This is a genomic window from Streptomyces sp. NPDC051555 (assembly GCF_044454405.1).
Lineage (GTDB): Bacteria > Actinomycetota > Actinomycetes > Streptomycetales > Streptomycetaceae > Streptomyces.
In genome coordinates this window covers 203581-228029 of sequence record NZ_JBITDP010000003.1, presented here as the reverse complement: position 1 = coordinate 228029, position 24449 = coordinate 203581, and the positions used below count along the sequence as shown (strand labels likewise).

Below are 24449 nucleotides of genomic sequence, written 5' to 3'. Positions count from 1 at the left end.
ACCCTCATGACGACTGTTGAAGTGCCGGACGAGGTCAGGGTCATCGAGGCCGCCGCCGTGCCGACCCGTTTCGCCCGCGGGTGGCACTGCCTGGGGCTGGCCGCGGACTTCAAGGACGGGGCCCCGCACGAGGTGGCCGCGTTCGGGACCAAGCTCGTGGTCTTCCAGGGGGTGGAGGACGGTGAGCTGCACGTGCTCAACGCCCACTGCCCGCACATGGGCGGCAACCTGGCCCACGGCAGCGTGAAGGGCGACACCGTCGCCTGCCCCTTCCACGACTGGCGCTGGAGCGGCAACGGCCGCTGCGCCGCGATCCCCTACGCCCGCCGGGTCCCGCCGCGCGCCCGCACCCGGGCCTGGACCACCTTGGAGCGCAACGCGCAGCTGTACGTGTGGCACGACCCGGAGGGCGCCGAGCCGCCGGCCGGGATCACGATCCCGGAGATCGAGGGGGTCGGCAGCGCGGAGTGGAGCGAGTGGAGCTGGAACTCGCTGCGGGTGGAGGGCGCCAACTGCCGCGAGATCGTGGACAACGTGGTCGACATGGCGCACTTCTACTACGTGCACTACGCCTTCCCGCACTACTTCAAGAACGTCTTCGACGGGCACGTGGCCACCCAGTACATGGAGTCCACCCCGCGCGGCGACGTGGACCTCGGCACCCTCTCCACCGGCGGCGGGCTGCGCTCCGACGCCTCCTACCACGGGCCCTCGTACATGATCGACAAGCTGTGGAGCGACGTGGGCGGGGGCGTCGAGCTGGAGTCGGTGCTCATCAACTGCCACTACCCGGTGGACGAGAACAGCTTCGTGCTCATGTACGGCACCATCGTCAAGAAGCTCCCCGGGATGAGCGACGAGCAGGCCGCCGAGGCCGCGCGGCTGACCTCGGAGGGCCTGGCGGTCGGCTTCGAGCAGGACGTGGAGATCTGGCGGAACAAGACCCGCATCGACAATCCGCTGCTGACGGAGGAGGACGGCCCGGTCTATCAACTGCGGCGCTGGTACGAGCAGTTCTACGTCGACGCGGCCGAGGTCACGGACGAGATGACGCACCGCTTCGAGTTCGAGATCGACACGACCCGCGCCACCGAGGCGTGGCGGGCCGAGGTCGCCGAGAACCTCGCCCGGCGGGCCGGGGCCGGGGCCCCGTGACGACCCCGGTGGTGTGCGGGGAGTGCGGGAACCGGGTGCTGTGCGAGAAGTTCAGCCCCGCCCACACCCAGGTGCAGTGGGCGGGGGAGGGCGCCGCGCTCTGCCCGCGGATCGGGGCGCGGGCCGCCGCGGCCGGGGTGCCGGGCGCCCGTACCCACTCCTGCCCGGCGCTGCGGGCGAGCATCGCGCGCGCCGTGGCCGAGGGACGGCTGGAGGTGCCGGCCGATGCCTGAGACGCCCGATGAGCTCTGGCTGCGGGTGGTGGAGCGGGTCCAGGAGACGCCGGACGCGGTGTCGCTGGTCCTGGAGGCGCGGGGGCGCGGGGCCGCCCTGCCGTACCGGCCGGGGCAGTTCCTGACCCTCCGGGTGCCCGGGGGCGGGGCCCGCTGCTATTCGCTGGCCGGCTCCCCGCACACCGGGGATCCGCTGCGGATCACGGTCAAGAAGGTCCCCGGCGGGCTCGGTTCCGCCTGGATCTGCGAGCAGCTGGCCCCCGGGGACGAGGTCCGCGCGCTGCCGCCCGCGGGCACCTTCACCCCGGCCGACCTGGACCGGGAGCTGCTGCTGGTGGCGGGCGGCAGCGGGATCACCCCGCTGCTGTCCATCGCGAAGTCCGCGCTGGCGGTGGGCCGGGAGCGGGTCACCCTGCTCTACGCCAACCGGGACCCGGAGTCGGTGGCGCTCGCCGGGGAGCTGCGCGAGCTGGTGGCCGCGCACCCCGGGCGGCTCACCGTCGTGCACTGGCTGGAGTGCCTCCAGGGGCTGCCGACCGCGGACCGGCTGGCGCCGCTGGTGGCCCCGTACCCGGCCGCCGAGGCCTACTTGTGCGGGCCCGCGCCGCTGATGGACGCGGCGGAGGCGGCCTTGCGGGTGGGCGGCGACGGCGCCCGCGGGATCCACCGGGAGCGCTACTTCTCCCTCTCCGGGGACGTGTTCACGGAACCGGAGCAGCCTCCGAGCGCCGATTCCGGCTCGGTGGTCGTCGCCGAGGTGGACCTCGACGGGGTCACCCACGCCGTGGACTGGGCGCCGGACGCCCCGCTGCTGGACGCGCTGCTCGCGGCGGGGGTGCCGGCGCCGTACTCCTGCCGCGAGGGCGCGTGCAGCGCCTGCTGCTGCCGGGTGGTGGAGGGCGAGGTGAAGATGGTCCGCAACGAGGTCCTGGACCGGGACGACCTGGCCGAGGGGTACGTCCTGGCCTGCCAGGCGCTGCCCCTGGGCCCGCCCGGCACCCGCATCCGGATCAGCTACGCGGGCTGACGACGCACCGGCTACCTTGACCGCACGAGGCGTACAAGGGGGGACACATGGACGGTGACCTGCGGCGCGCGGCCGTGGCCGCGCTCGTCAAGCTCGGGCGCGGTCCCGATTTCCGGGACGGGGCGGACGCCGGTCAAGCGCTGGCGGCCTTCGCCGAGCTGCCAGAGGCCCGGGAGCCGCTGCTGGAGTTCCTGACCGACGCGGGGGACACCTACGTCACCCTGGTGACCGCGAAGGCGTTGCTGCGGCGGAACGACGAGGCGGGCGTCTCGCTCGTCGCGTCCGCGCTGGCCGTCGCGAACGACAACCACGGCGACCACCTCCACGCGGCGATCATCGAGGTGCTCGGCATCTTCTCCCAGGACCTGGACGACGCGGTCCGGTGCTGTGAGGAGTTGGAGCGGGGCGGTGGCGACGACATCGCGGCGCGGGGCGCACGGGAGATGCGGAGCATCCTGCTCGGGATCGACCCCGTTCTCCGAGCTCAACAGCCGGAATAGCGGACCGAAAACGGACCGGACCCGGCCCCCTGGCGGGGGGTCGGGGCCGGTCCTTCTCGTGCGCTGCGGTATGACTACCCGCTACATCCACTCGCTGAACCGCAGCCAACCCATCATGTTGTCCATCGTTATCTCCGGGACACCCGGCCGTTGGTCCGGGGGCGGTGCGGAGCGGCCCGCGCGCCCGGGACCGTACAGCTCCCGCCACACCGCCCGAGCGCAGGCCAGTACCAGCGGACCCAGTCGGGCGTGCTCGCGTTCGCCGTGGTGCGAGTCCGTCGGGGACAGAGCGGACACCGACACCGCGGCCACCGCGCGGCCCGCGCCCCGCAGCGGCGCGGCCACGCAGGAGATCCCGCGGAAGCTCTCGTCCCGGTCGTGGGCCACCCCGCGCTCGCGGACCGCCGCCAGCTCCGCGCGCAGCGCGGCCGGCCGGGTCAGGGTGCGCGCGGTGCGCGGGCGCAGTCCGTGCGCCAGTACGTGCTCCAGGTCGCCGGGGTCGCCGAAGGCGAGGAGGGCCTTGCCGGAGGCGGTGCAGTGCGCGGGCAGCCGCCCGCCGACCCGCGAGGGCACGCCCGCGGCCTCCGCGCCGCCGATCCGCTCCAGGCACACCACCTCGGCCCCGTCGAGCACCGACAGGTGCACGACCTGCCCGGTCCGTTCGTGCAGCGCGTGCAGCAGCGGCAGGGCGGCCCGGCGCAGCCGGTTGTGGTGCGAGGCGAGCGCGCCCAGCTCCAGCATGCGCATGCCCATCCGGTAGTCCCGGCCCTCCCGGTCCAGCCACCCCAGCCCCACCAGCTGGTCGAGGATGCGGTGCGCGGAGGAGCGCGGGATGCCGGAGCGGCGCACCACTTCGGTGAGCGAGAGCCGGGGCTGCGGACCGTCGAAGGCGCCCAGCACCCGCGCCGCCTTCTCCAGCAGCGACAGCGGTACCGGGTCGGTGTCCACGGCAGTCATGACCTGGTCGAGCACGAGGAACCCCCTGCGTGAGGCGTTGGGGCGACCCTGCCACGGGCCCCCGGACGCGGGGAAGGACCCGGACGTAGATATTTCAATCAGTAATACTTCGGGCAGTCATCCAGGCAGTCATCTTCGGCCTTCCCGCTCAGTGGGAAGCACGCGTTCCGTGCCCCGCGGGCCCCGGCGTACGTTCCTCGCCATCCGATCCGGAGCGCCACTGGAACGCCGGAGCACCAGAGAAATGGGGACACCATGAGCGACGAAGAGGTCCTCGCAGCCGTCCGCGACCTCGCCCCCGCCCTGCGCGAGCGCGCCGCCGAGGCCGAGGCCCTGCGGAAGGTCCCCGAAGCGAACGTCAAGGAGCTGGAGGCCGCCGGCTTCTTCCGGCTCCTGCAACCCCGCGCCTACGGCGGGTACGCCGCACACCCGGGCGTCTTCTACGCCGCCGTCAAGGAAGTGGCCAAGGCCTGCGGGTCCACCGGCTGGGTGTCCTCGGTCGTCGGCGTCCACCCCTGGCACGTCGCGCTCTACGACCCCCGCGCCCAGGAAGAGGTCTGGGGCCCCGACCGGGCCGCCCGGATCTGCTCCTCCTACGCCCCCACCGGCAAGGTCACCCCCGTCGAGGGCGGTTTCACGATCAGCGGCCGCTGGCACTTCTCCTCCGGCTGCGACCACGCCGACTGGGCCCTGCTCGGCGGTCTGGTCACCGACGCCGAGGGTCGGCCCGTGGACATGCGGACCTTCCTGGTGCCGCGCGCCCAGTACCGGATCGACGAGGTCTGGGACACCGTCGGCCTGCGCGGCTCCGGCTCCAACGACATCGTCGTCGAGGACGTCTTCGTCCCCGAGCACCGCGCGCTCAGCTTCGGCCCGGTCACCGAACTCCGGGTGCCCGGCCACGCCGTCAACCCGGAGCCGGTCTACCGACTGCCCTACGCCTCCGTCTTCACCACCACCATCTCCGCGCCCATCGTCGGCATCGCCGAAGGGGCCTACGAGGCCCACGTCGCCGCCACCCGCGAACGCTTCCGGACCTCCTACGGGCAGCAGGTCGCCGAGGACCCCTTCGCCCAGGTCCGCATCGCCCGCGCCGCCAGCGACGTCGACGCCTCCTGGCTCCAGCTCCAGCGCAACATCGCCGAGCTGTACGAGCTGGCCGAGCGGGGCGCGGAGCTTCCGCTGGCGCTGCGCGCCCGCACCCGGCGCGACCAGGTCCTCGCCACCGAGCGCTGCGTGGCCGCCGTCGACCTCCTGATGGAGAACTCGGGCGGCAGCGCCATGCGCACCGGCCCCGGCGCCGTCCAGCGGGCCTGGCGCGACGTCCACACCGGCCGCGGACACGCGGCCAACGACCCCGAGCGGGCCCTCGTCCTCTTCGGGCAGAGCGCTCTCGGCCTCGACATCCAGGACACGATGCTGTGAGCATGACGACGACCCTCACCCACGAGAACACCTCGCGGACGCTCGAAGCGGGCGGTCTCACCCTCCACTTCCACGAGGCGGGCCCCGACGCCTCCGAGGCCACCGACGCGCCCGTCGTGCTCATGCTGCACGGCGGCGGTCCCGGCGCCTCGGGCTGGTCCAACTTCGGCCCCAACCTGCCCCACTTCGCACGCCGCTTCCGCACCCTGCTCGTCGACCAGCCCTGCTACGGCCGCTCCGACAAGCGCGCGCCCGAGCGCGACTACTTCTCCCACAGCGCGGGAGCGGTCGTCGCCGTCATGGACGAACTGGGCATCGCCCGGGCCCACTTCGTCGGCAACTCGCTCGGCGGCGGAACCGCCACCCGACTCGCCCTCGACCACCCGGACCGGGTGGCCAAGCTGCTCCTGATGGGACCCGGCGGGATCTCCCTCAACCTCTTCTCCGCCGACCCCACCGAAGGCATCAAGCGACTCTTCGAGTTCAGTTCCGCGCCCGAGCCGACCCGTGAGCAGATGCGGACCTTCCTCACCACCCTCGTACACGACCCGGCGCTCGTCACCGACGCACTCGTCGAGGAGCGCTACGCCCAGGCCACGGATCCCGAAGCGCGCCTGGGCAACGCCCGGATGGGCGCCGCCTTCGCCAAATGGCCCGAGGGCGGCATGCTCTGGCGCGAGGCGCACCGGATCGCCTGCCCCGTGCTCCTGACCTGGGGCCGCGAGGACCGGGTCAATCCGGTCGACGGCGCCTTCCTCGCGCTCAAGACCATCCCGGACGCCCGCCTGCACGTCTTCCCGCACTGCGGCCACTGGGCGCAGGCCGAGGCGGCCGACGAGTTCAACCGCCTCGCCACCGACTTCTTCCTCCACTAGGGGCCCACGATGGACATCCGCGCACTCGGCTACCTCCGCATCGAGACCGCCGACCTCGCCGCCTGGCGCACGTACGCCCTCGACGTCCTCGGGATGGCCGAGGCCACCGGAGGTACGGACACCCTCCTCAACGTCCGCATCGACGACCGGACGCACCGTTTCCAGTTCGTCGCCGGGGAGACGGACCGGCTGCTCGCGGCGGGCTTCGAGGTCGCGAACGCCCACGCCCTGGAGGACGCCGCCGCCGAGCTGGAAGCCGCCGGCTTCCCGGTCAAGGAGGGCGACGCGCTCACCCTCGCGGACCGGCGGGTCCAGGGCCTGATCCACTGCGAGGACCCCAGCGGCAACCCGCTGGAGATCTACTGGGGCCAGGCCCAGGACCACGGCCCGCTGCCCGCCCCGTACGGCAACCGCTTCGTCACCACGGGACCGGACGGCGCGGACCTCGGCCTCGGGCACGTGGTGCTGCCCGCCCCCGACACCGAGGCCACCCTGCGCTTCTACGAAGACCTCCTCGGCTTCCAACTGCGCGACTCGATGCGGCTGCCCCCGGTCGCCGTGCCGACGGGCGCGCCGGGCAAGGACTTCCACTGGATGCACTTCCTCAGCCCCAACCGCCGCCACCACAGCCTCGGCCTCTACCCGGGTGCGCTGCCGCCCGGCATCGTCCACTTCATGGTCGAGCTGGAGACCCTCGACGACGTCGGCTACTGCCTGGACCGGATGAACCGGGCCGGCATCCCCATCGCCTCCACCCTCGGTCGGCACTCCAACGACCGCATGGTCTCCTTCTACGCCCAGGCCCCCGGCGGCTTCCAGGTCGAATACGGCTGGGACGGGCTCCTCGTCGACCCCGCCACCTGGACCGCCAAGGAGATCACCTCGGACAGCCTCTGGGGCCACCAGTGGAACGGCTGACCACTCGCGACACGATCGCCCCCGCCGCCTTCCGCCAGGTGCTCGGGGCCTTCGCCTCCGGGATCACCGTGGTCGCCGCCCTCGACGGCGACGGCCGCCCGGCCGGACTCGCCTGCCAGTCCTTCGCCTCCCTCTCCCTCGACCCGCCGCTCGTCCTGCTCTGCGTCGGCAAGGGATCCACCAGCTGGCCCGCGGTCCGGGCCGCCGGACGCTTCGGGGTCAGCATCCTCGCCGAGGAACAGCGGCCGGTGTGCGAGGCCCTCGGGCGGCGCGGCGCGCAGAAGTTCGCCGAGGTGGACTGGGAGGTCTCGGCGCACGGCGCGGTTCGTATCGCCGGGGCCCTCGCCACCGCCGACTGCGCCCTGGAGGACGTCCACGAAGCCGGTGACCACTACCTGGTCACCGCCCGGGTCCTGGAACTGACCGCCCGCGAGGGCGGCTCCCCCCTGCTGTACTTCCGCAGCGACTACGCCACCGGAGCCTTCGGATGACCGACACCGACACCGACCCCCGCGCGCACGAGCACGCGTACGAGTACGACGTGGTCGTGGTCGGGTCCGGCGCGGCCGGACTGGCCGCCGCCGTCACCGCCCGGCTGCGCGGCCTGAGCGTCCTCGTCGTGGAGAAGACCGACAAGTACGGCGGCTCCACCGCCCTGTCCGGCGGCGCGATCTGGGTCCCCGGGAACCTCCACCTCGACGCGGCGGGCCTCGGCGACACCCGGAAGCGGGCCCGTACCTACCTCGACGCCACCGTCGGCGACCGGGTACCGGCCGCCCGCAAGGACGCGTACCTGGAGCACGGGCCGCGCATGGTCCGCGAGTTCCACGACCGCACCGCGATCCGCTTCATGTACACCCCCGGCTACCCGGACTACTTCCCCGAGGCGCCGGGCGGGATGCCCCGGGGCCGCTCCGTCGAGCCCCGCATCGTGGACCTCAAGCGGCTGGGGGCGCTGCGCCACGACATGCGGCGCGCGGGCCTGCCGACGTACGGGCTGACCATGACCTCCTACGACTTCCGCTTCCTGAACATGGTCGGCCGTACCTGGGCCGGCCGCCGGGCCTCGCTGCGGGTCGCCGCCAGGGCGGTCAAGGCCCTGGTCGGCGGCCGCAAGCTGGTCTCGCTCGGCGAGGCGCTGATCGCCCGGATGCGGCTGTCGCTGGACCGGCTCGGCGGCGAGCTGTGGCTGTCCGCGCCGCTGATCGGCCTGGTCACCGAGGGCGGCGCGGTCACCGGGATCCGCTGTCTGCGGGAGGGCCGCGAGGTCACCGTACGGGCGCGCGGCGGGGTGGTGCTGGCCTCCGGCGGCTTCTCGCACGACCAGGGGCTGCGCGAGAAGCACCTGCCGGGACCCACCTCCACCGCCTGGACCCACGCCTCGGCGGGGCAGACCGGGGACGCGCTGCGGCTCGGCGAGGAACTGGGCGCCGCCACCGACCTGTTGGACAAGGTGTGGGGCGCGCCCTCGCTGTGCCCGCCGGGGGAGCGGCCCTTCTTCCTGGTCGCCGACCGGGGCATCCCCGGCATGGTGATCGTGAACGCGGCGGGGGAGCGGTACGCCAACGAGGCCGCGCCCTACCACGCGTTCGTGGACCGGATGTACGCGGCGGACCGGCCTGACGCGACGACCGTGCCGTCCTGGCTGGTCCTGGACGCCCGCTCCAAGGCGCGCTACCTCTTCGCGGGCCTCTTCCCCGGCCAGCCCTTCCCGAAGCGGTGGCTGGAGAGCGGCTTCGTACGCAAGGCCGCCACGGTCGAGGAGTTGGCCCGGCGGATCTCCGCCCCGGGCCTCCCGGGCGCGATCGGCCGCTTCAACGGCTTCGCGCGGGCGGGCGTGGACGGGGACTTCGGGCGCGGGGAGAGCGCCTACGATCGCTACTACGGCGACCCCACCCTGCCCCACCCCAACCTGGCGCCGATCGACAAGGGCCCCTTCTACGCCGTCCCGGTCCACCCCGGGGACATCGGCACCAAGGGCGGCCTGGTGACGGACGGGGACGGCCGGGTGCTGCGCGAGGACGGCGCTCCCGTACCTGGGCTCTACGCCTCGGGGAACTGCTCGGCCGCGGTGATGGGGGAGACGTATCCGGGGCCGGGCGCGACCATCGGCCCGGCGATGGCCTTCGGTTGGGCGGCGGTCAACGCCATCGCGGGGGAGCTGGATCCGGAGTTGGCGTAGTCCGGCCGGGTGTCGTGGAGCCGGGTGTTCCGGCCGGTGGGGCCGGGCACATCCCGCGCATGAGTACGAACGCCATCATCGTCGGGGGCGTCCTGGCGTCGTTCGTCGCCTTCTTCGTGCTGGGCTGGCTGACGGACCGGGGCCGGGGGAGCCCGCCGAGGCGGGGCCCGGGCGACGAGGACGGCGACGGCTGCGGGGGCGGCGCCGACGGCTGCGGTTGCGGCTGTTCGGACGCGTGACACCGGCGGTCGGGCGCGCGGAGCCGGGTGTTCCGGGCCGGGTGGACGGGCACGAACCGGTACATGACTCGCTTCGGGGTGTGGGTGGCGTGCTGCACCGTGCTGTGTCTGGGCACATGGATCACGCTCGCGGGGATCTGGTACAACCCGGGGATGCAGCACGCCCGGGACGCTCTCGGTGGGGGCGGCAACATGCTGGCGATCGGCCTCAGCGTCCCCACCTTCATCACGATGCTCTCCGGCTTCCTGATGTTCGCCGGTTCCCCCGGCTGGGGCGGGGGCGGCGGTGGCGGTGGCAGTGACGGCGGGCACGGGCCCGGTGGCTGCGGCGCCGGGTGCGGCGGGGGGTGCGGGGGCTGCGGCGGCGGCCTGTGACGGGGTCCTGAGCCGCCGGGCCGGCGGCTCCCGGTTCAGCTGTCGCACTCCAGCTCCGCGGCGCACAGCGCGCAGCGCGCCCGCAGCCGTCCCCGCACGGGGACGCGCAGCCGCTGCCAGCAGACCGGGCAGGGGAAGCTGACCCGCTGCCCCGAGGGGCCAGGCTCGAAGCGGTACGCCGCCCCCTGCGCCGGGTCGGCGGCCCCGGCCCGGCGGTCCCTCGCGTAGCGCCGCCGCTCCAGCAGGCCCGCCGCGGCCAGCGGGGCCCGGCGCAGGTCCCGGCGGGCCAGCTCGCGCCCGCGCACGTAGGCCTCGTACGCCTGGGGGCTGGTGAACCAGGTGGAGAGGTCCTCGCCCAGCAGCTCCCCGCGCTTGGCCAGGACGTACCCGAACTCCTCCGGGGTCAGGTAGCCGAGCTTCTGGTGGGTGAGCGCGTCCTCGCGGTAGGCGTCCAGCAGCAGCCAGCCCGCCCCGAGGTAGGCGGCGGCGGTGTCGGTGAGGATCTCGGTCTCGGCGGTGGTGGGGAAGTCGAGGTCCAGCCGGTGCAGCAGGACGTGCGTGACCTCGTGCGCCAGGGCGGCGGCCAGATAGCGCCGGTGCGTGCGGAAGCGGTCGTTGACCTCGATGAAGTACTCGGGTCCGGCGGCGAGCTCGACGGTGGCCGCGTGCTCCATCGCCCGGAAGCTGATGATCATCCGGGCGTCGGGGAGCCGTAGGTGGCGCACCATCGCGGAGGCCACCCGCTGGGCGCCGAGGTGCAGGTCGTCGCCGTCGGGGAAGGCCGCGTCGGCGGGGGCGAAGGCCGCCGCGTAGGAGCGGACGCCGTCGGTCGACAGCCGCCGGTGCAGCGCGGTGAGCGCGGCGCGGACCGTGGCCAGGTGCGGGAATCCGTGCTCGACCGGGCTCTGCCGGCCGCCTCCGTGCGTCATCCGTCCCCCTCGCATCGTCCGTCCCCTTCGGGGCGTACGTCCTGAGTGACCTTGGCCGAATCGGCGTCCTTGTGCCCGCGCGGCGCTCGATGTGACATGGACCCGTCACGTCCGCCGTCCCCGCGGCGGCGTGCGCGACGCACCCACGCACCGCCCCACCCCCCACGAAAGGCAGCGTGCCGACTGTGTTGCACCCCCCGAAGACCCTCAGCCTGCTCCGCCGCACCCTCGCCGTCGCGGCGGTCGCCCTCGCGGCCGTCAGCCTCCAGCCCGGCTCCGCCAGCGCCGACCCGACCCCCGTGGTCGGCGGCACCCGCGCCGCACAGGGCGAGTTCCCCTTCATGGTCCGCCTCTCCATGGGCTGCGGCGGCGCCCTCTACAGCTCCCAGATCGTGCTGACCGCCGCCCACTGCGTCAACGGCTCCGGCAACAACACCTCCATCACCGCCACCGCCGGCGTCGTCGACCTCAACAGCTCCAGCGCCATCAAGGTCAAGTCCACCAAGGTGCTCCAGGCGCCCGGCTACAACGGCCAGGGCAAGGACTGGGCCCTGATCAAGCTGGCCAAGCCGATCAACCTGCCCACGCTCAAGATCGCCGACACCACCGCCTACAACAACGGCACCTTCACCGTCGCGGGCTGGGGCGCCGCCCGCGAGGGCGGTGGCCAGCAGCGCTACCTGCTGAAGGCCACCGTCCCCTTCGTCTCGGACGCCGCCTGCCAAGCCGCGTACGGAAGCCAGCTGGTCCCCGGTGACGAGATATGCGCCGGCTTCGACCAGGGCGGGGTCGACACCTGTCAGGGCGACTCCGGCGGTCCGATGTTCCGGCGCGACGACGCCGGAGCCTGGATCCAGGTCGGCATCGTCAGCTGGGGCGAGGGCTGTGCCCGCCCGGGCCTGCCCGGTGTCTACAGCGAGGTGTCCACCTTCGCCAACGCCATCCGGACCGCGGCCGCCGGTCTCTGACCCGCAGCTCTCGTCCTTCCGGCCGTGCGGGATGCGGCCGGAAGGACGAGGCGGTACGCCCCGTATGTACGTAAGGTCGATGACAGTACCGCGAGGCTGGCACAGCGCCGTCCCTGCGCCGCGGTCTCCTCCCCGCGGTCCGCTGTGCGGTTGCGGACCGACCCGCGCCCCGGTCCCATGGGAAGGGTCCAACGGCGACGGGCGACAGTGGGGCAGGCAACGCATGACGATCAGCGTGGTCATCGCGGACGACCAGGAGATGGTCAGAACCGGATTCCGGATGATCCTGGAGAGCCAGCCCGACATCGAGGTGCTCGCCGACGTCGTCGACGGGGAGGCCGCCCTCGTCGCGGTCGAGCAGCACCGGCCCGACGTCCTCCTCCTCGACATCCGCATGCCCCGCCTGGACGGCCTCGAAGTCACCCGGCGCCTCGGCGGACGGGACAAACCGCGCATCGTCATCGTCACCACCTTCGACCTCGACGAGTACGTCCACGCGGCGCTCCAGGGCGGCGCCTCGGGCTTCCTCCTCAAGGACGCGAGTCCGGCCATGCTGGTTGAAGCGGTCCGCGCCGCGGCCGTGGGCGACTCGCTCGTCTCACCGGCCATCACCGTGCGGCTGCTGCGCGAAATGGCCACCCGCACCCCCGCGGCCGTGGCCGCCCGACGCCCCGCCGAACCGCTCACCGAGCGGGAGGTGGACGTCGTACGGTGCCTCGCCCGCGGCATGACCAACGCCGAGATCGCCGCCGAGCTGTACGTGTCCCTCTCCACCGTGAAGACCCACCTGGCGAACGTCCAGGCCAAACTCGACGCCCGCAACCGCGTCGAGATCGCCGCCTGGGCCTGGGAGAGCGGCCTGGCGGCGAGCTCGACGTGACCCCCGCACCACCGAAGCCCGCTCCCGCCACGCTCCCGCGCGCAGGCCGCGGGTGAGTCCGCTCGCCAGTTGGTCGCGACGGCATCCGCACGGCGCCGATCGGATCCGGGTCTCCCTCATCGTGCTGCTCCTCGCCCTCGTCAGCTTCGAGGGGGCCGTGCTGGCCCGGCAGCCCACCGTCCCGCACGCCGTCATCCTGGTCTCCGGCGTCCTGGTCTGCCTCAGCGCCGCGCCCTGGCCCCGGCTCGGGCTGGTCGCCCGCGCCTGGTTCGCCGCCGCCGTCACCTGGTCCGCCACCGCCTTCCTGATCTTCGTCAACCACCCCATCGTGGTCTGGGGCGCGGGCGAGGCCATCGCCCTGCTCGTCCTGCTCAGCGGCGTGCTCCTGCGCACGCCCGCCCGCACCGCGGCCGTCCTCGGCCCGGTCCTGGGCCTGGGCTGCATGGCCGTCCCCGTCCGGGACTCCGACCCCGGCCGCTTCACCCTGCTCTTCTCCGTCCTCACCGTCGTCGTCACCGCCTACTCGCTGCTGCTGCGCCTCCAGGGCGTCCAGCGCCGCCGCGAGGTGCGCGCCGTGCGCACCGCCGAACGCCTCGAACTCGCCCGCGAACTCCACGACCTCGTCGCCCACCACGTCACCGGCATCGTCGTCGAGGCCCGCGCCGCCCGCTTCACGAACGTCTCCGCCGAACGCGCCAACGAGATCTTCGGCCGCATCGAGACCGCCGGGGGCGAAGCGCTCGGCTCCATGCGCCGCCTGGTCAAGGTCCTGCGCGAGGACGACTCGGGCCCCGGCACCTCCCCCATCGCCGGACTCGACGACATCCGCGAGCTCACCACCCGGTTCTCCGTCACCGGGCCGCCCGTCGTCCTCTACGTCGAACAGGGCCTCGCCGACACCCTCCCCGGCGACGTCGCCGCCGCCGCCCACCGCATCGTCCTCGAAGCCCTCACCAACATCGGCAAGCACGCGGCCACCGCCACCGCCGTCCGCATCGGCCTGCGCACCGTCGGCACCGGCCTCGAAGTCCGCGTCGCCGACGACGGCGGACGCCCCGCCAAGCTCTCCGAACAGGCCCGCGGCGGCGGCTACGGCCTCGCCGGCATGACCGAACGCGCTGAAGCGATGGGCGGCACCCTCAGCGCCGGCCCCGCCCCCGAAGGCGGCTGGATCGTCACCGCGATCCTGCCCTTCACCAGCCGTCTCACTGGCCGAGCGGCCGAAGAACCCGCCCCACCAGCCACGTAAGCTCGGGAACCATGACGAACAGCGACATCGACGAGAACGTCCGCGAAGAACTGGCCCGGCTGCGGGACAGCATCGACAACATCGACGCGGCCGTCGTGCACATGCTCGCCGAGCGCTTCAAGTGCACCCAGCAGGTCGGCCACCTCAAGGCCAAGCACCAGCTGCCCCCGGCCGACCCGAACCGCGAGGCCAGCCAGATCGCCCGGCTCCGCCAGCTCGCCGAGAACGCCAAGCTCGACCCGGCCTTCGCCGAGAAGCTCCTCAACTTCATCATCGCCGAGGTGATCCGCCACCACGAGACGATCGCCGCGGCCGAAGACCCCGACGCGTAGGCGCCCCCCTGGCCGGACGGTAGCCGCACAGCGACCGGCAGGTGGCCGACCGGTGACCGAGGGGTGGCCGCAAGGCGCCCGACGCGTCCTGCCCGCGGGCCCCGGCCGCCGGCCCTTCGGTGCGCGCCGCCCCTTTGGCAGCATGGGGGCATGTCCGCACTGACGCGCAACGAAGCGCAGACCCGAGCCGCCCTCCTCGACGTGCACCACTACGCCGTCGCCCTCGACCTCACCGGGGACGAGGACACCTTCGACTCCACCACCGTCATCCGGTTCAGCGCCAAAGCCGCCGGTGACACCTTCGTGGAGCTGAAGCCGGAGGAACTGCGCTCCGCCGAACTCGACGGCACCCCGCTCGACCCCGCCGCACTGACCGGCGACCGGCTCCCGCTCACCGGGCTCACCGAGGGCCCGCACGAGCTGCGCGTCGAGGCGTCGATGCGGTACTCGCGCACCGGCGAAGGACTCCACCGCTTCACCGACCCCGCGGACGGGGAGACGTACGTCTACAGCCAGATGTTCCTGGACGACGTGCAGCGCGTGCTGCCCGCCTTCGACCAGCCCGACCTCAAGGCCGTCTTCGAATTCACCGTCACCGCGCCCGCCCACTGGAGCGTCATTGCCAACGGGACCACCGAGCGCATCGGTCAGCGCGAGGCGGACGGCGCCGGGATCTGGCGGTCCGCGCCCACCCCCCTCATCTCCACCTACCTCGCGGCGGTCGCCGCCGGCCCCTGGCACACGATCCGCACCGAGCACGCCGGGCTGCCCTTCGCCGTGCACTGCCGCCGCTCCCTCGCCCCGTACCTGGACGCCGACGCCGAGGAGATCCTCGGCATCACCACGGACTGCTACGACCGCTATCACGAGAAGTTCACCGAGCCCTACCCCTTCGACTCCTACGACCAGGCCTTCGTCCCCGAGTTCAACGCGGGCGCCATGGAGAACCCGGGCCTGGTCACCTTCCGCGACGAGTACATCTACCGCTCCGCCGTCACCGACACCGAACGCCAGTGGCGCGCCGTGGTCATCGCCCACGAGATGGCCCACATGTGGTTCGGCGACCTCGTCACCCTGCGCTGGTGGGACGACATCTGGCTGAACGAGTCCTTCGCCGAGTACATGGGCTACCAGATCCTCACCGAAGCCACCCGCTTCACCGGCGCCTGGACCGACTTCGGCCTCGCCCGCAAGGCCTGGGGCTACGACGCCGACCAGTGGCCCTCCACCCACCCCGTCGCCCCCGACCCCGAGGCCGTCCCCGACACCGCGTCCGCGCTGCTCAACTTCGACGGGATCTCCTACGCCAAGGGCGCCTCCGCGCTGCGCCAACTCGTCGCCTGGATCGGCGAGAAGGACTTCCTCGCCGGCATCAACACCCACTTCCAGCGGCACAGGTTCGCCAACGCCTCCCTCGCCGACTTCGTGGAATCCCTCGCCGCCCACACCGAGCGCGACGTCCACGCCTGGGCCGACACCTGGCTGCGCACCACCGGCATCGACACCCTCACCCCGCACATCGAGGACGACGCCGACGGTTGGACCCTCACCGTCGAGCGCCGCGGCAGCCGCCCCCACCACATCGCCGTCGGCGCCTACGACGACGTGCCCGGCGAGGACGGCCGCCTCGAACAGCGCCTCCTGCTCGACCTCGACCTGCCCACCAGCGAGGTCATCTCCGGCGTCGGCCCCCGCCCCGCGCTCCTCCTCCTCAACGACGGCGACCTCAGCTACGCCAAGGTCCGCCTCGACCCCGGCTCCTGGGACACCGCGCTGCGCGCCCTCTCCGGCATCCCCGACGCCCTCACCCGCAGCATCATCTGGAACGCCGCCCGCGACATGGTCCGCGACGGTGAACTCCCGCCCGCCGCCTACCTCGGAGCGGCCGCCGCCCACCTGCCGCACGAGGGCGACCTCGCCATCGTCCAGAGCGTCCTCGGCTTCGCCCGCGGCCAGGTCGCCGACCGCTACCTCCCCGCCGAGGACCGCGCCGGGGCGCTGGCCACCCTCACCTCCCTCACCCGCGCCCTCATCCGGCGCACCGAGGACGGCGCGGAACCGGGACTGCGCCTCGCCGCCGTCCGCACCTTCATCGACAGCGCCACCCAGCCCGACACCCTCGCCGCCTGGCTCGCCGACGGCACCGTCCCCGGCGGACCCGAGCTCGACCCCGAACTGCGCTGGCGGATCCTCGCCCGGCTCGCCGCCCTCGGCGCCGTCGACGAGCGGGCCGTCGACGCCGCCCTCGCCGCCGACCCCAGCGCCACCGGCGAGGAGGGCGCCGCCCGCTGCCGGGCCGCCCTCCCCGACGCGGACACCAAGGAAGCCGCCTGGGAGCGGATGTTCCACGACGACACGCTGTCCAACTACCTGTTCTCCGCCACCGCCCAGGGCTTCTGGCAGCCCGAACAGGCCGAACTCCTGCGCGCCTACGTGCCGCGCTTCTACCCCGAGGCCCTCGACCTCACCGCCCGCCGCGGCCCCGCCATCGCCGCGGCCGTCGGCCGCTACGCCTTCCCCGTCCACGCCATCGACCAGGACAACCTCGACGCCGGCCAGGAGTGCCTGGAGCGGGGCGAGCCCATCCCGCTGCTCCGGCGCAAGCTCATCGACCAGCTCGACGACGTCGCGCGCGCCCTGCGGGTGCGCACCGGCTGAGCACCTCCGGGGGCTGCCAGGGGCGGTTGGGGAGCGGCCGGGGAGCGGCTGAAAAACAACCACCGGACAAACCCCGGCGGTTACCCCATTAGGGTCGGATCGTTGTGCTGGGCGGGGGGCCGGCGGGGCCGCGCCCCGCGCCCCGCCCAGCTCCCGTGAGGACCCGCGTGACGATCCGCACGACTCCACCGCACGGCACCCCGCCCCCGTCGCCCCCGCTGCCCCCGCTCGCGGGCGGCAGCGGGGCCGCCGACGCGCTGCGGCCCCTCCTCGACACCGTCCTCGACGCCCTCACCACCGGCGCCGCCGCCCGCGGCGGCCCCCTCCCCGCCGGCGGCCCCGACGCCGTCACGGCACGGGTCCGCGCCGCACTGGGCGACGTACTGCCCGCGCACGGGCACGGCGACCACGAAGCGCTGCGCACCCTCGTCCACGTCCTCGCCGCGGGGGCCGCCGACCCGGCCGACCCGCTGTGCGCGGCCCACCTGCACGGGCCGCCGCTCGCCGTCGCCGCCGCGGCCGACCTCGCCGCCAGCGCGCTGAACCCCTCGCTGGACTCCTGGGACCAGGCCCCCGCCGCCTCCGCGATCGAAGCGCTCGTCACCCGCGCCCTCGCCGCCGAGCTGTACGGCACCCCGCACCCGCAGGGCCCGCACCCCGACGCCACACGCCCGGACGCCCCGCACCCCCACGCCCCGCACCCCGACGCCCTCGTCACCACCGGCGGCACCGAAGCCAACCAGCTCGCCCTGCTGCTGGCCCGCGAACGCCACCGCGCCGCCGGCCCCCTGACGGTCCTGCACGGCGCCAACGCCCACCACTCCGTCCCGCGCGCCGCCTGGCTCCTCGGACTCCCCGCGGCCATCGAGATCCCCACCCCCACCGGCACCCTGCACCCCGCCGACCTCGACGCCGCCCTCACCCTGGCCCGGCGCGGCCGCCCCGGCCCCGTCCCCCTCCTCGTCACCGCCACCGCGGGCACCACCGACGCCGGGCTCATCGACCCCCTCGACGCCCTCGCCGACGTCTGCGCACGGCACGGCGCCGACCTCCACGTCGACGCCGCCTACGGCGGCACCCTCGCCCTCAGCCCCCGCCACCGGCCCCTCCTGAGCGGTCTCGACCGGGCCCGTTCCATCACCCTCGACCTGCACAAACTCGGGTGGCAGCCGGTCGCCGCCGGGCTCCTCGCCGTCCCCGACAGCGCCCTGCTCGCCCCCCTCGCCCACCAGGCCGACTACCTCAACGCCACCGACGACACCGAGGCCGGCCTGCCCGACCTGCTCGGCCGGTCCCTGCGCACCACCCGCCGCCCCGACGTCCTCAAGATCGCCGTCACCCTCCGCGCGCTCGGCCGCGACGGCCTCGCCCGGCTCATCGACGGCACCTGCGCCGCCGCCCAGCAGCTCGCCCGCCTCATCGACGCCCACCCCGGCTTCGAACTCCACGCACCCCCCACCATCAGCACCGTCCTGTTCCGCCCCGTCCCCACCGACGACGCCGCCCTCGCCGCCACCCGCCGCACCCTGCTCCAGGGCGGCCGCGCCGTCCTCGGCCGGGCCACCGCCGACGGCCGCCTCTGGCTCAAGGCCACCCTGCTCAACCCCCACACCACCACAGGGGACCTCGCCACCCTCCTGACCCTCCTGGAAGGCAGCACCCACCGATGACCGCCCCACTCGAAGCACCCCATGACCTCGTCGGAATCGGCATCGGCCCCTTCAACCTCTCCCTCGCCGCGCTCGCCCACGGCCTCCAACAACACGAGTTCGCCAGCGGCCTCGCCACCGCCTTCTACGACCAACGCCGCGACTTCAGCTGGCACCCCGGCCTCCTCATCGACGGCGCTACCCTCCAGGTCCCCTTCCTCGCGGACCTCGTCACCCTCGCCGACCCCGCCAGCCCCTGGACGTTCCTGAACTACCTCAAGCACAAGGAACGCCTCTTCCCCTTCTACTTCGCCGAGCGCTTCCACATCCAGCGCGCCGAGTACGACGCCTACTGCCGCTGGGTCGCCGGCCAGCTCCCCGGCCTCCACTTCGGCCACCAGGTCGACGCCGTCCGCTGGAACCCCGAACGCGCGCTCTTCGAGGTCGACTTCACCCAGCTCGACGCCGACGGCGAAGCCGAGGCCCTCGGCCGCACCTACACCCGCAACCTCGCCCTCGGCATCGGCAGCGCGCCCTACGTGCCCGACCCGCTGCGCCCGCTCGCCGAAGCGCCGACCGTCCCCGTCGTGCACTCCGCCGAGTACCTCGACAACCGGCAGCGGATCCTCGGCGCCGACCACGTCACCGTCATCGGCTCAGGCCAGTCCGGCGCCGAGGTCTTCCTCGACCTGCTGCGCGCCCGCCCCGCCGGCCGCGAGCGCCTCACCTGGCTCGCCCGCACCCCGTCCTTCGCGCCCATGGAGTACTCCAAGCTGGGCCTGGAACACTTCACCCCCGACTACACCCGCTACTTCCACGACCTGCCCGAGCCCGTCCGCGACAAGCTCCTGCCCGCGCAGTGGCAGCTCCACAAGGGCATCGACGCCGACACCATCGCCGCCATCCACGACGAGCTCTACCGGCGCACCCTGGACGGCGGCTGGCCCGACGTCGTCCTCACCCCCGGCGTCAGCGTCCGTACCGCGGGCCGGGTCGCGACCACCAAGGTCGAACTCCACCTCGAACACGCCCAGCAGGGCACCCGTTCCCGGCTCACCACCGACGCCGTGGTCCTCGCCACCGGCTACCGCGAACGCCCGATCAGCAGGATCCTGGCCGGCCTCGACCCGTACATGCGCAAGGACTCCTCCGGCCGCCCGCGCATCGACGACCGCTTCCGGATGAAGCTCGACCCCACCGTCACCGGCACCGTCTTCGTGCAGAACGGCGAACGGCACACCCACGGCGTCGGCGCCCCCGACCTCGGGCTCGCCGCGTGGCGCAGCGCCACCATCCTCAACACCCTCACCGGCAAGGACCCCTACCCCCAGCCGGCCCGCACCGCCTTCACCACCTTCGGCCTCGAACAGCGCGAGGCCGCCCGGCCGCAGGTCCCCGGCGAACTGCTGCCGCTCGTCGAGCACCCCTGAGCGGGGGCGGGGGCGGGGGTGGGGGCGGGGGTGGGGGTGGCACTGCGCACCCACTGCGCACCACCACCCCCGCCGCCCGACCAGGCGCCCGTTCGTCCGGGCGCCCGTTCGCCGGTCGGCTAGAAGACCGGCACTCCGGCCCGCGTCAGGCGCCAGTCCACCCTCGCGAACTGCGCCGGGTCGACGGTGCCCTTGGCCTTCACCCACTGGATGATGGTGTTGCGGATCTCCTCCGAGTTGGCCCACAGCTGCTTGGACTTCGGCACGTGCGGGAAGTTGCCCCCGCCCGAGGCCCGGTAGTTGTTGACCGCCAGCACGAACTGCGCCGCCGGGTCGACGGGCTTGCCCTGGAAGGACAGGCCGGTGATCCGGGACCCGGCGGGCTGCGCGATGTCGATGTCGTACGTCACGCCGTACACCGCGTCGTAGTTGTAGTCCGGGATGCTCTCCGCGTTGGTCAGCTTCGTGAGGTCCACCGGGTCGCCCGGCGCCGTCCGCGCGTAGTACTTCGCCGAGAACTCCAGGTAGTCCTTCAGCTGCGCGCCGGTCAGCAGCCGCGCCTCCAGCGTGTTCTCGAACGGGTACAGGCCGGCCGCGTCCTTGATCGTCACCTGGCCGGCCGGGATCGCCGCCGTCCGCGAGAAGCACGAGGCCTGCGAGAGGACCGGCAGCGCCGCCCACTCCGTGCCCGTCAGCGCCGTCCTCACCGTCTCCGCCTGCACGTGGCTGATCAGGTCGATGATCGCCACGTCCTTGAACGGGCCCTCCGCCGAGGACATCGCCTGCAGCGAGGTGCCGATCACCTGGTTGACGTACGACACCACCTTGCGGTGCTCGTCCGACAGCAGACGGACGATCTTCGGGTCCTCCACCGCGGTGTTGGAGTTCAGCACCCGCGCCGCGACCTTCGCCACCGACCAGCGGCCCTTCGCCCAGGTCAGCTCGAAGTCGAACAGGGTCAGGCGCTGGCCCCACTTGAGCGGCTCGGACAGCACCACGTCCTTGCCGGTCGCCTTGTTCTTCACCCGGTACTCCGGGATCTCCGTGTGCGCGTGGCCCACCAGGATCGCGTCGATCCCCGGCACCTGCTCGGCCACCAGGCCGGCCGCGTTCTCGATGTAGGGCAGCTGGTCGCCGTAGCTCGACGTACCGCTCGAACCCGAGTGCGCCGAGACGATCACGACGTCGGCGCCCAGCGAGCGCAGCCGCGGCACGTACTTCGCCGCCTGCTCCTCCAGACCCGGGAAGGTCATCTTCCCCTGCACGTTCGCCTTGTCCCAGATGGCTATCCCGGGGTTGGTCAGACCCAGCACCGCCACCTTCACGTCCGGACCGTGCGGCGTACAGATGCGGTGCATGCTGTACGGCGGGAACGCCGGGCGCAGCGTCTTCGCGTCCAGCGCGTTCGCCCCGAGCAGCGGGAAGTCGCACTGCTCCTCGAATTTGCGCAGCACCGGAATCCCGTAATTGAACTCGTGGTTGCCCAGCGCCGCCGCGTCGTACCCGATCGCGTTCATCGCCTGCGCCATCGGGTGCACCGGACCGCGGCGCGCGGTGATCGGGTCCACCTTGGCGTAGTAGTAGGACAGCTGGGTGCCCTGGATCGTGTCACCGGCATCGATCAACAGGGTGTTCTGCCGGCCCTTCTCCTTGCGGACCTGGTTCACCAGGGTGGAGATCTTCGCCAGACCGACGTCGTTGTGCGCCTTGTCGTCGAACTCCTTGTCCGTGAAGTAGTCCCAGTTGAAGACGTTGCCGTGCAGGTCGGTCGTCCCCATCACGGTGAACGCGTAGGTGCGCGGCGGCCGGGGCTGCTGCGCGGCGGCCGCCGGGGTCACCGCGGTCCCCGTCAACGCCACCGCGGCTCCCGTCGCGGCCGTGGTCCCCAGGAACGTCCTTCGGTCGAACGCCATGCCATCTCCCCTTGTGAGGCGTGCCTTGTAAGGCGTGAACAACGCGCGTAGATAACGCGCGTAGATTCTGACCCGTCGACGTCCTCGGCAACACCCCTGCCAGGTTTCGATCCGATGACCAGCCCCGAACGGGCGACAGTGCGAGAGTGAAACCATGAGCGACGACGACGCAACGCCCCAGTCCTACGGAAGCCCGCCGGCGCAGGGAACCCCGCTGCCGTACGGAACCCCCGACGTCCCGAGGGTCGCCGTCCGCGGCGAGGCCCGCATCGAGGTGGACCCCGAGATCGCCCGCATCGGCATCACGGTCAGCGCGCGCGGAGTGGACCGCCGGGGCGCCCTCGAAGACCTCACCCGACGCAACAACGCGGTCCTCGACCTGGTCAAGAGCTACGGCGACGAAGTGGAGAAGCTCGAAACCGGCGCCTTCTCGATCACTCCCGAACTCACCCGTCAGGGTCGCGGCGAACGCGTCCGGGCCTACCACGGCCGGGTCCTGATCACCGCCGAACTCTCCGACTTCACCGCATTGGGCGAACTCACCACCCGCCTCGCCGACCTCGACCTCACCCGTGTGGACGGACCCTGGTGGGCCCTGCGGCCCGACTCGCCCGCCCACGGCCGGGCGCGGCGCCAGGCCGTGCTCGAAGCGGTCAAGCGCGCCCGCGAATACGCCGAGGCCCTCGGCGCGGGCCTCGCCGCCCTCGTCGAACTCGCGGACCTCGGCGCCGAGGACGCCGGGCCGCGGCTGATGGCGGCGCCCGGCGGCGCCATGCGCTCCATGGCCTACGGCGGGGCCCCCGAGGAGCACGCGCCGGCGCTCGACCTCGAACCCCAGCGGCAGACCGTCTACGCCCAGGTGAACGCCCGCTTCACGATGACCGCGCCGCGGCTCTGAGAACGTGCGCCCGCGGTTGCGGGGAGTGTTGCGGGGGTGCTCATCAGAGCACCCCCGTGCACATTCAATAATTGTCAACAAGCTTTTGCCCACTGGTTGTTGAGTGGACACCCGGAACCAATTCTCTACTCCCCGGTAGGGGCATACGCTCAGCCCATGCGCCGAGCGAAAATCGTATGTACCCTGGGCCCCGCCACCGACTCATACGACCAGATCAAAGCCCTGGTCGAAGCCGGAATGGACATCGCCCGCTTCAACCTCAGTCACGGCACCTACGCCGAGCACGAGGAGCGTTACCACCGGGTGCGCAAGGCTTCCGACGAAACCGGCCGCAGCGTCGGAATCCTCGCCGACCTTCAAGGTCCGAAGATTCGCCTCGGCCGCTTCCGTGAAGGACCCGTACTCCTTGAACGCGGCGACGAGTTCACGATCACCGTCGAGGACCACGAGGGCGACCGCCACACCTGCGGCACCACGTACAAGGGTCTCTCCCACGACGTCACCACCGGCGAGCGCATCCTCGTCGACGACGGCCGCGTCACCCTCGAAGTCACCGGGGTCGACGGCCCGCGCGTCCGCACCCTCGTCGTCGAGGGCGGAATGGTCTCCGACCACAAGGGGCTGAACCTCCCCGGCGTCGCCGTGTCCGTCCCGGCCCTGTCCGAGAAGGACATCGAAGACCTCCGCTGGGCCCTGCGCATCGGCGCCGACGTCATCGCGCTCTCGTTCGTCCGCAGCGGCCGCGACATCGATGACGTCCACCGCATCATGGACGAGGAGGGACGACGCCTCCCCGTCATCGCCAAGATCGAGAAGCCGCAGGCCGTCGAGAACATCGACGACATCGTCGCCGCCTTCGACGGCATCATGGTCGCCCGCGGCGACCTCGGCGTCGAAATGCCCCTGGAACAGGTCCCGATCGTCCAGAAGCGCGCGGTGAAGCTCGCCAAGCGCAACGCCAAGCCGGTCATCGTCGCGACCCAGATGCTCGATTCGATGATCGACAACTCCCGGCCCACGCGAGCGGAGGCCTCCGACGTCGCCAACGCCGTCATCGACGGCACCGACGCCGTCATGCTCTCCGGCGAGACCAGCGTCGGGAAGTACCCCATCGAGACGGTCCGCACCATGGCCCGCATCGTCGAGGCCGCCGAGGAGGACATCCTCGGCAAGGGCCTGCCCCCGCTCACCGACCGGAACAAGCCCCGCACCCAGGGCGGGGCCGTCGCCCGGGCCGCCGCGGAGATGGGCGACTTCCTCGGGGCGAAGTTCCTCGTCGCCTTCACCCAGAGCGGCGACACCGTGCGCCGGCTCTCCCGCTACCGCTCGCCCATCCCGCTGCTGGCCTTCACCCCGGACCAGGCGACCCGCTCCCAGCTCAACCTCACCTGGGGCGTGGAGACCTTCCTCGGGCCGCACGTCGACTCCACGGACGCGATGGTCGCCCAGGTCGACGAGGAGCTGCTGCGGATCGGCCGCTGCGTGCCCGGCGACGTGGTCGTGATCACCGCCGGCTCGCCCCCGGGCGTCCCCGGCTCGACCAACCTCGTCCGCATCCACCACATCGGCGACGCCGTCCGCTGACGCCCCGTTCGGCTCGGCCCCGCCCCGCTCGTACCTGCGGGCGGGGTGGTCGGCCGTTCGGGGCGGCGGGCCG

The 24449-nt window shown here is 72.9% G+C and carries 23 protein-coding genes; 20 read left to right on the top strand and 3 right to left on the bottom strand.

Annotated elements, in window-relative coordinates; all coding sequences use genetic code 11:
- The first annotated feature begins 6 nt into the window (after positions 1–6).
- The 4 genes from ACIBEA_RS09460 to ACIBEA_RS09445 are packed head-to-tail and all read left to right on the top strand — an operon-like array spanning position 7 to position 2915.
- Positions 7–1155, top strand: coding sequence for a Rieske 2Fe-2S domain-containing protein (locus tag ACIBEA_RS09460; RefSeq protein WP_399259259.1), 1149 nt, complete (start codon positions 7–9; stop codon positions 1153–1155).
- Positions 1152–1388, top strand: coding sequence for a hypothetical protein (locus ACIBEA_RS09455; protein WP_399259258.1), 237 nt, complete (start codon positions 1152–1154; stop codon positions 1386–1388). The genes ACIBEA_RS09460 and ACIBEA_RS09455 overlap by 4 nt, the downstream gene beginning before the upstream one ends.
- Positions 1381–2415, top strand: a complete 1035-nt coding sequence (locus tag ACIBEA_RS09450; protein ID WP_399259257.1) for a 2Fe-2S iron-sulfur cluster-binding protein — start codon at positions 1381–1383, stop codon at positions 2413–2415. Before ACIBEA_RS09455 ends, ACIBEA_RS09450 begins: the two co-directional genes overlap by 8 nt.
- Before the next feature lie 47 nt (positions 2416–2462).
- On the top strand, positions 2463–2915 hold the full coding sequence (locus ACIBEA_RS09445) for a hypothetical protein (RefSeq protein ID WP_399259256.1): 453 nt from the start codon (positions 2463–2465) through the stop codon (positions 2913–2915).
- Between the two features lie 81 nt (positions 2916–2996).
- Here the strand turns inward: ACIBEA_RS09445 and ACIBEA_RS09440 are convergent, their stop codons facing one another.
- Positions 2997–3887 carry an IclR family transcriptional regulator gene (locus tag ACIBEA_RS09440; RefSeq protein ID WP_399259255.1) on the bottom strand — a complete coding sequence of 297 codons (891 nt, stop codon included), beginning with the start codon at positions 3885–3887 and terminating at the stop codon, positions 2997–2999.
- Between the two features lie 240 nt (positions 3888–4127).
- Between ACIBEA_RS09440 and hsaA the strand changes: the two genes are divergently transcribed.
- The 7 genes from hsaA to ACIBEA_RS09405 all read left to right on the top strand — a co-directional run bounded on the left by hsaA (position 4128) and on the right by ACIBEA_RS09405 (position 9886).
- Complete coding sequence (hsaA, locus tag ACIBEA_RS09435) at positions 4128–5297, top strand: 3-hydroxy-9,10-secoandrosta-1,3,5(10)-triene-9,17-dione monooxygenase oxygenase subunit (protein ID WP_399259254.1); 1170 nt, start codon at positions 4128–4130, stop codon at positions 5295–5297.
- Between the two features lie 2 nt (positions 5298–5299).
- The gene (hsaD, locus tag ACIBEA_RS09430; protein WP_399259253.1) at positions 5300–6172 is read left to right on the top strand and encodes a 4,5:9,10-diseco-3-hydroxy-5,9,17-trioxoandrosta-1(10),2-diene-4-oate hydrolase; all 873 of its coding nucleotides are present in this window, start codon (positions 5300–5302) and stop codon (positions 6170–6172) included.
- Between the two features lie 9 nt (positions 6173–6181).
- Complete coding sequence (locus tag ACIBEA_RS09425; RefSeq protein WP_399259252.1) at positions 6182–7090, top strand: VOC family protein; 909 nt, start codon at positions 6182–6184, stop codon at positions 7088–7090.
- Complete coding sequence (locus ACIBEA_RS09420) at positions 7078–7581, top strand: flavin reductase family protein (RefSeq protein WP_399259251.1); 504 nt, start codon at positions 7078–7080, stop codon at positions 7579–7581. Before ACIBEA_RS09425 ends, ACIBEA_RS09420 begins: the two co-directional genes overlap by 13 nt.
- A complete protein-coding gene (locus tag ACIBEA_RS09415) occupies positions 7578–9272 on the top strand; it encodes an FAD-dependent oxidoreductase (RefSeq protein WP_399259250.1) in 1695 nt (564 codons plus the stop codon). Before ACIBEA_RS09420 ends, ACIBEA_RS09415 begins: the two co-directional genes overlap by 4 nt.
- 59 nt (positions 9273–9331) lie before the next feature.
- Positions 9332–9511, top strand: a complete 180-nt coding sequence (locus ACIBEA_RS09410) for a hypothetical protein (protein WP_399259249.1) — start codon at positions 9332–9334, stop codon at positions 9509–9511.
- A gap of 63 nt (positions 9512–9574) precedes the next feature.
- A complete protein-coding gene (locus ACIBEA_RS09405) occupies positions 9575–9886 on the top strand; it encodes a hypothetical protein (protein WP_399259248.1) in 312 nt (103 codons plus the stop codon).
- A gap of 35 nt (positions 9887–9921) precedes the next feature.
- Here ACIBEA_RS09405 and ACIBEA_RS09400 read toward each other — a convergent pair whose 3' ends face one another.
- A complete protein-coding gene (locus ACIBEA_RS09400) occupies positions 9922–10815 on the bottom strand; it encodes a hypothetical protein (protein WP_399259246.1) in 894 nt (297 codons plus the stop codon).
- Positions 10816–10991: 176 nt separating this feature from the next.
- Here ACIBEA_RS09400 and ACIBEA_RS09395 point away from each other — a divergent pair, with 176 nt between their 5' ends.
- From ACIBEA_RS09395 to ACIBEA_RS09365, 7 genes are all read left to right on the top strand, one after another.
- The gene (locus ACIBEA_RS09395; RefSeq protein ID WP_399259245.1) at positions 10992–11783 is read left to right on the top strand and encodes a S1 family peptidase; all 792 of its coding nucleotides are present in this window, start codon (positions 10992–10994) and stop codon (positions 11781–11783) included.
- A gap of 223 nt (positions 11784–12006) precedes the next feature.
- Positions 12007–12663: a response regulator gene (locus ACIBEA_RS09390; RefSeq protein ID WP_399259244.1), complete on the top strand. Its 657-nt coding sequence runs from the start codon at positions 12007–12009 to the stop codon at positions 12661–12663.
- 52 nt (positions 12664–12715) lie between these two features.
- Positions 12716–13912, top strand: coding sequence for a sensor histidine kinase (locus ACIBEA_RS09385; RefSeq protein WP_399259243.1), 1197 nt, complete (start codon positions 12716–12718; stop codon positions 13910–13912).
- 11 nt (positions 13913–13923) lie between these two features.
- Complete coding sequence (locus tag ACIBEA_RS09380; protein WP_399259242.1) at positions 13924–14244, top strand: chorismate mutase; 321 nt, start codon at positions 13924–13926, stop codon at positions 14242–14244.
- Positions 14245–14394: 150 nt separating this feature from the next.
- On the top strand, positions 14395–16902 hold the full coding sequence (gene pepN, locus ACIBEA_RS09375; protein WP_399259241.1) for an aminopeptidase N: 2508 nt from the start codon (positions 14395–14397) through the stop codon (positions 16900–16902).
- A 167-nt stretch (positions 16903–17069) separates the two neighbouring features.
- Positions 17070–18572, top strand: coding sequence for a pyridoxal phosphate-dependent decarboxylase family protein (locus ACIBEA_RS09370; protein ID WP_399259240.1), 1503 nt, complete (start codon positions 17070–17072; stop codon positions 18570–18572).
- Complete coding sequence (locus ACIBEA_RS09365; protein WP_399259239.1) at positions 18569–19981, top strand: lysine N(6)-hydroxylase/L-ornithine N(5)-oxygenase family protein; 1413 nt, start codon at positions 18569–18571, stop codon at positions 19979–19981. Before ACIBEA_RS09370 ends, ACIBEA_RS09365 begins: the two co-directional genes overlap by 4 nt.
- A 119-nt stretch (positions 19982–20100) precedes the next feature.
- Here ACIBEA_RS09365 and ACIBEA_RS09360 read toward each other — a convergent pair whose 3' ends face one another.
- Positions 20101–21894 carry a bifunctional metallophosphatase/5'-nucleotidase gene (locus tag ACIBEA_RS09360; RefSeq protein ID WP_399259238.1) on the bottom strand — a complete coding sequence of 598 codons (1794 nt, stop codon included), beginning with the start codon at positions 21892–21894 and terminating at the stop codon, positions 20101–20103.
- 154 nt (positions 21895–22048) lie between these two features.
- On the opposite strand from ACIBEA_RS09360, the gene ACIBEA_RS09355 reads away from it, so the two are divergent.
- Both ACIBEA_RS09355 and pyk read left to right on the top strand, forming a co-directional pair.
- Positions 22049–22792: an SIMPL domain-containing protein gene (locus ACIBEA_RS09355; RefSeq protein ID WP_399259237.1), complete on the top strand. Its 744-nt coding sequence runs from the start codon at positions 22049–22051 to the stop codon at positions 22790–22792.
- Between the two features lie 156 nt (positions 22793–22948).
- On the top strand, positions 22949–24376 hold the full coding sequence (gene pyk, locus ACIBEA_RS09350; RefSeq protein WP_399259236.1) for a pyruvate kinase: 1428 nt from the start codon (positions 22949–22951) through the stop codon (positions 24374–24376).
- Positions 24377–24449: the final 73 nt, after the last annotated feature.

What these genes read in the sequence shown, in the direction of transcription:
- ACIBEA_RS09460 (WP_399259259.1), top strand. Translation starts at nt 7, where the DNA reads ATGACGACTGTTGAAGTGCCGGACGAGGTCAGGGTCATCGAGGCCGCC.
- ACIBEA_RS09450 (WP_399259257.1), top strand. Translation starts at nt 1,381, where the DNA reads ATGCCTGAGACGCCCGATGAGCTCTGGCTGCGGGTGGTGGAGCGGGTC.
- ACIBEA_RS09445 (WP_399259256.1), top strand. Translation starts at nt 2,463, where the DNA reads ATGGACGGTGACCTGCGGCGCGCGGCCGTGGCCGCGCTCGTCAAGCTC.
- hsaA (WP_399259254.1), top strand. Translation starts at nt 4,128, where the DNA reads ATGAGCGACGAAGAGGTCCTCGCAGCCGTCCGCGACCTCGCCCCCGCC.
- hsaD (WP_399259253.1), top strand. Translation starts at nt 5,300, where the DNA reads ATGACGACGACCCTCACCCACGAGAACACCTCGCGGACGCTCGAAGCG.
- ACIBEA_RS09425 (WP_399259252.1), top strand. Translation starts at nt 6,182, where the DNA reads ATGGACATCCGCGCACTCGGCTACCTCCGCATCGAGACCGCCGACCTC.
- ACIBEA_RS09415 (WP_399259250.1), top strand. Translation starts at nt 7,578, where the DNA reads ATGACCGACACCGACACCGACCCCCGCGCGCACGAGCACGCGTACGAG.
- ACIBEA_RS09410 (WP_399259249.1), top strand. Translation starts at nt 9,332, where the DNA reads ATGAGTACGAACGCCATCATCGTCGGGGGCGTCCTGGCGTCGTTCGTC.
- ACIBEA_RS09405 (WP_399259248.1), top strand. Translation starts at nt 9,575, where the DNA reads ATGACTCGCTTCGGGGTGTGGGTGGCGTGCTGCACCGTGCTGTGTCTG.
- ACIBEA_RS09400 (WP_399259246.1), bottom strand. Translation starts at nt 10,815, where the DNA reads ATGACGCACGGAGGCGGCCGGCAGAGCCCGGTCGAGCACGGATTCCCG.
- ACIBEA_RS09390 (WP_399259244.1), top strand. Translation starts at nt 12,007, where the DNA reads ATGACGATCAGCGTGGTCATCGCGGACGACCAGGAGATGGTCAGAACC.
- ACIBEA_RS09380 (WP_399259242.1), top strand. Translation starts at nt 13,924, where the DNA reads ATGACGAACAGCGACATCGACGAGAACGTCCGCGAAGAACTGGCCCGG.
- pepN (WP_399259241.1), top strand. Translation starts at nt 14,395, where the DNA reads ATGTCCGCACTGACGCGCAACGAAGCGCAGACCCGAGCCGCCCTCCTC.
- ACIBEA_RS09365 (WP_399259239.1), top strand. Translation starts at nt 18,569, where the DNA reads ATGACCGCCCCACTCGAAGCACCCCATGACCTCGTCGGAATCGGCATC.
- ACIBEA_RS09360 (WP_399259238.1), bottom strand. Translation starts at nt 21,894, where the DNA reads ATGGCGTTCGACCGAAGGACGTTCCTGGGGACCACGGCCGCGACGGGA.
- ACIBEA_RS09355 (WP_399259237.1), top strand. Translation starts at nt 22,049, where the DNA reads ATGAGCGACGACGACGCAACGCCCCAGTCCTACGGAAGCCCGCCGGCG.
- pyk (WP_399259236.1), top strand. Translation starts at nt 22,949, where the DNA reads ATGCGCCGAGCGAAAATCGTATGTACCCTGGGCCCCGCCACCGACTCA.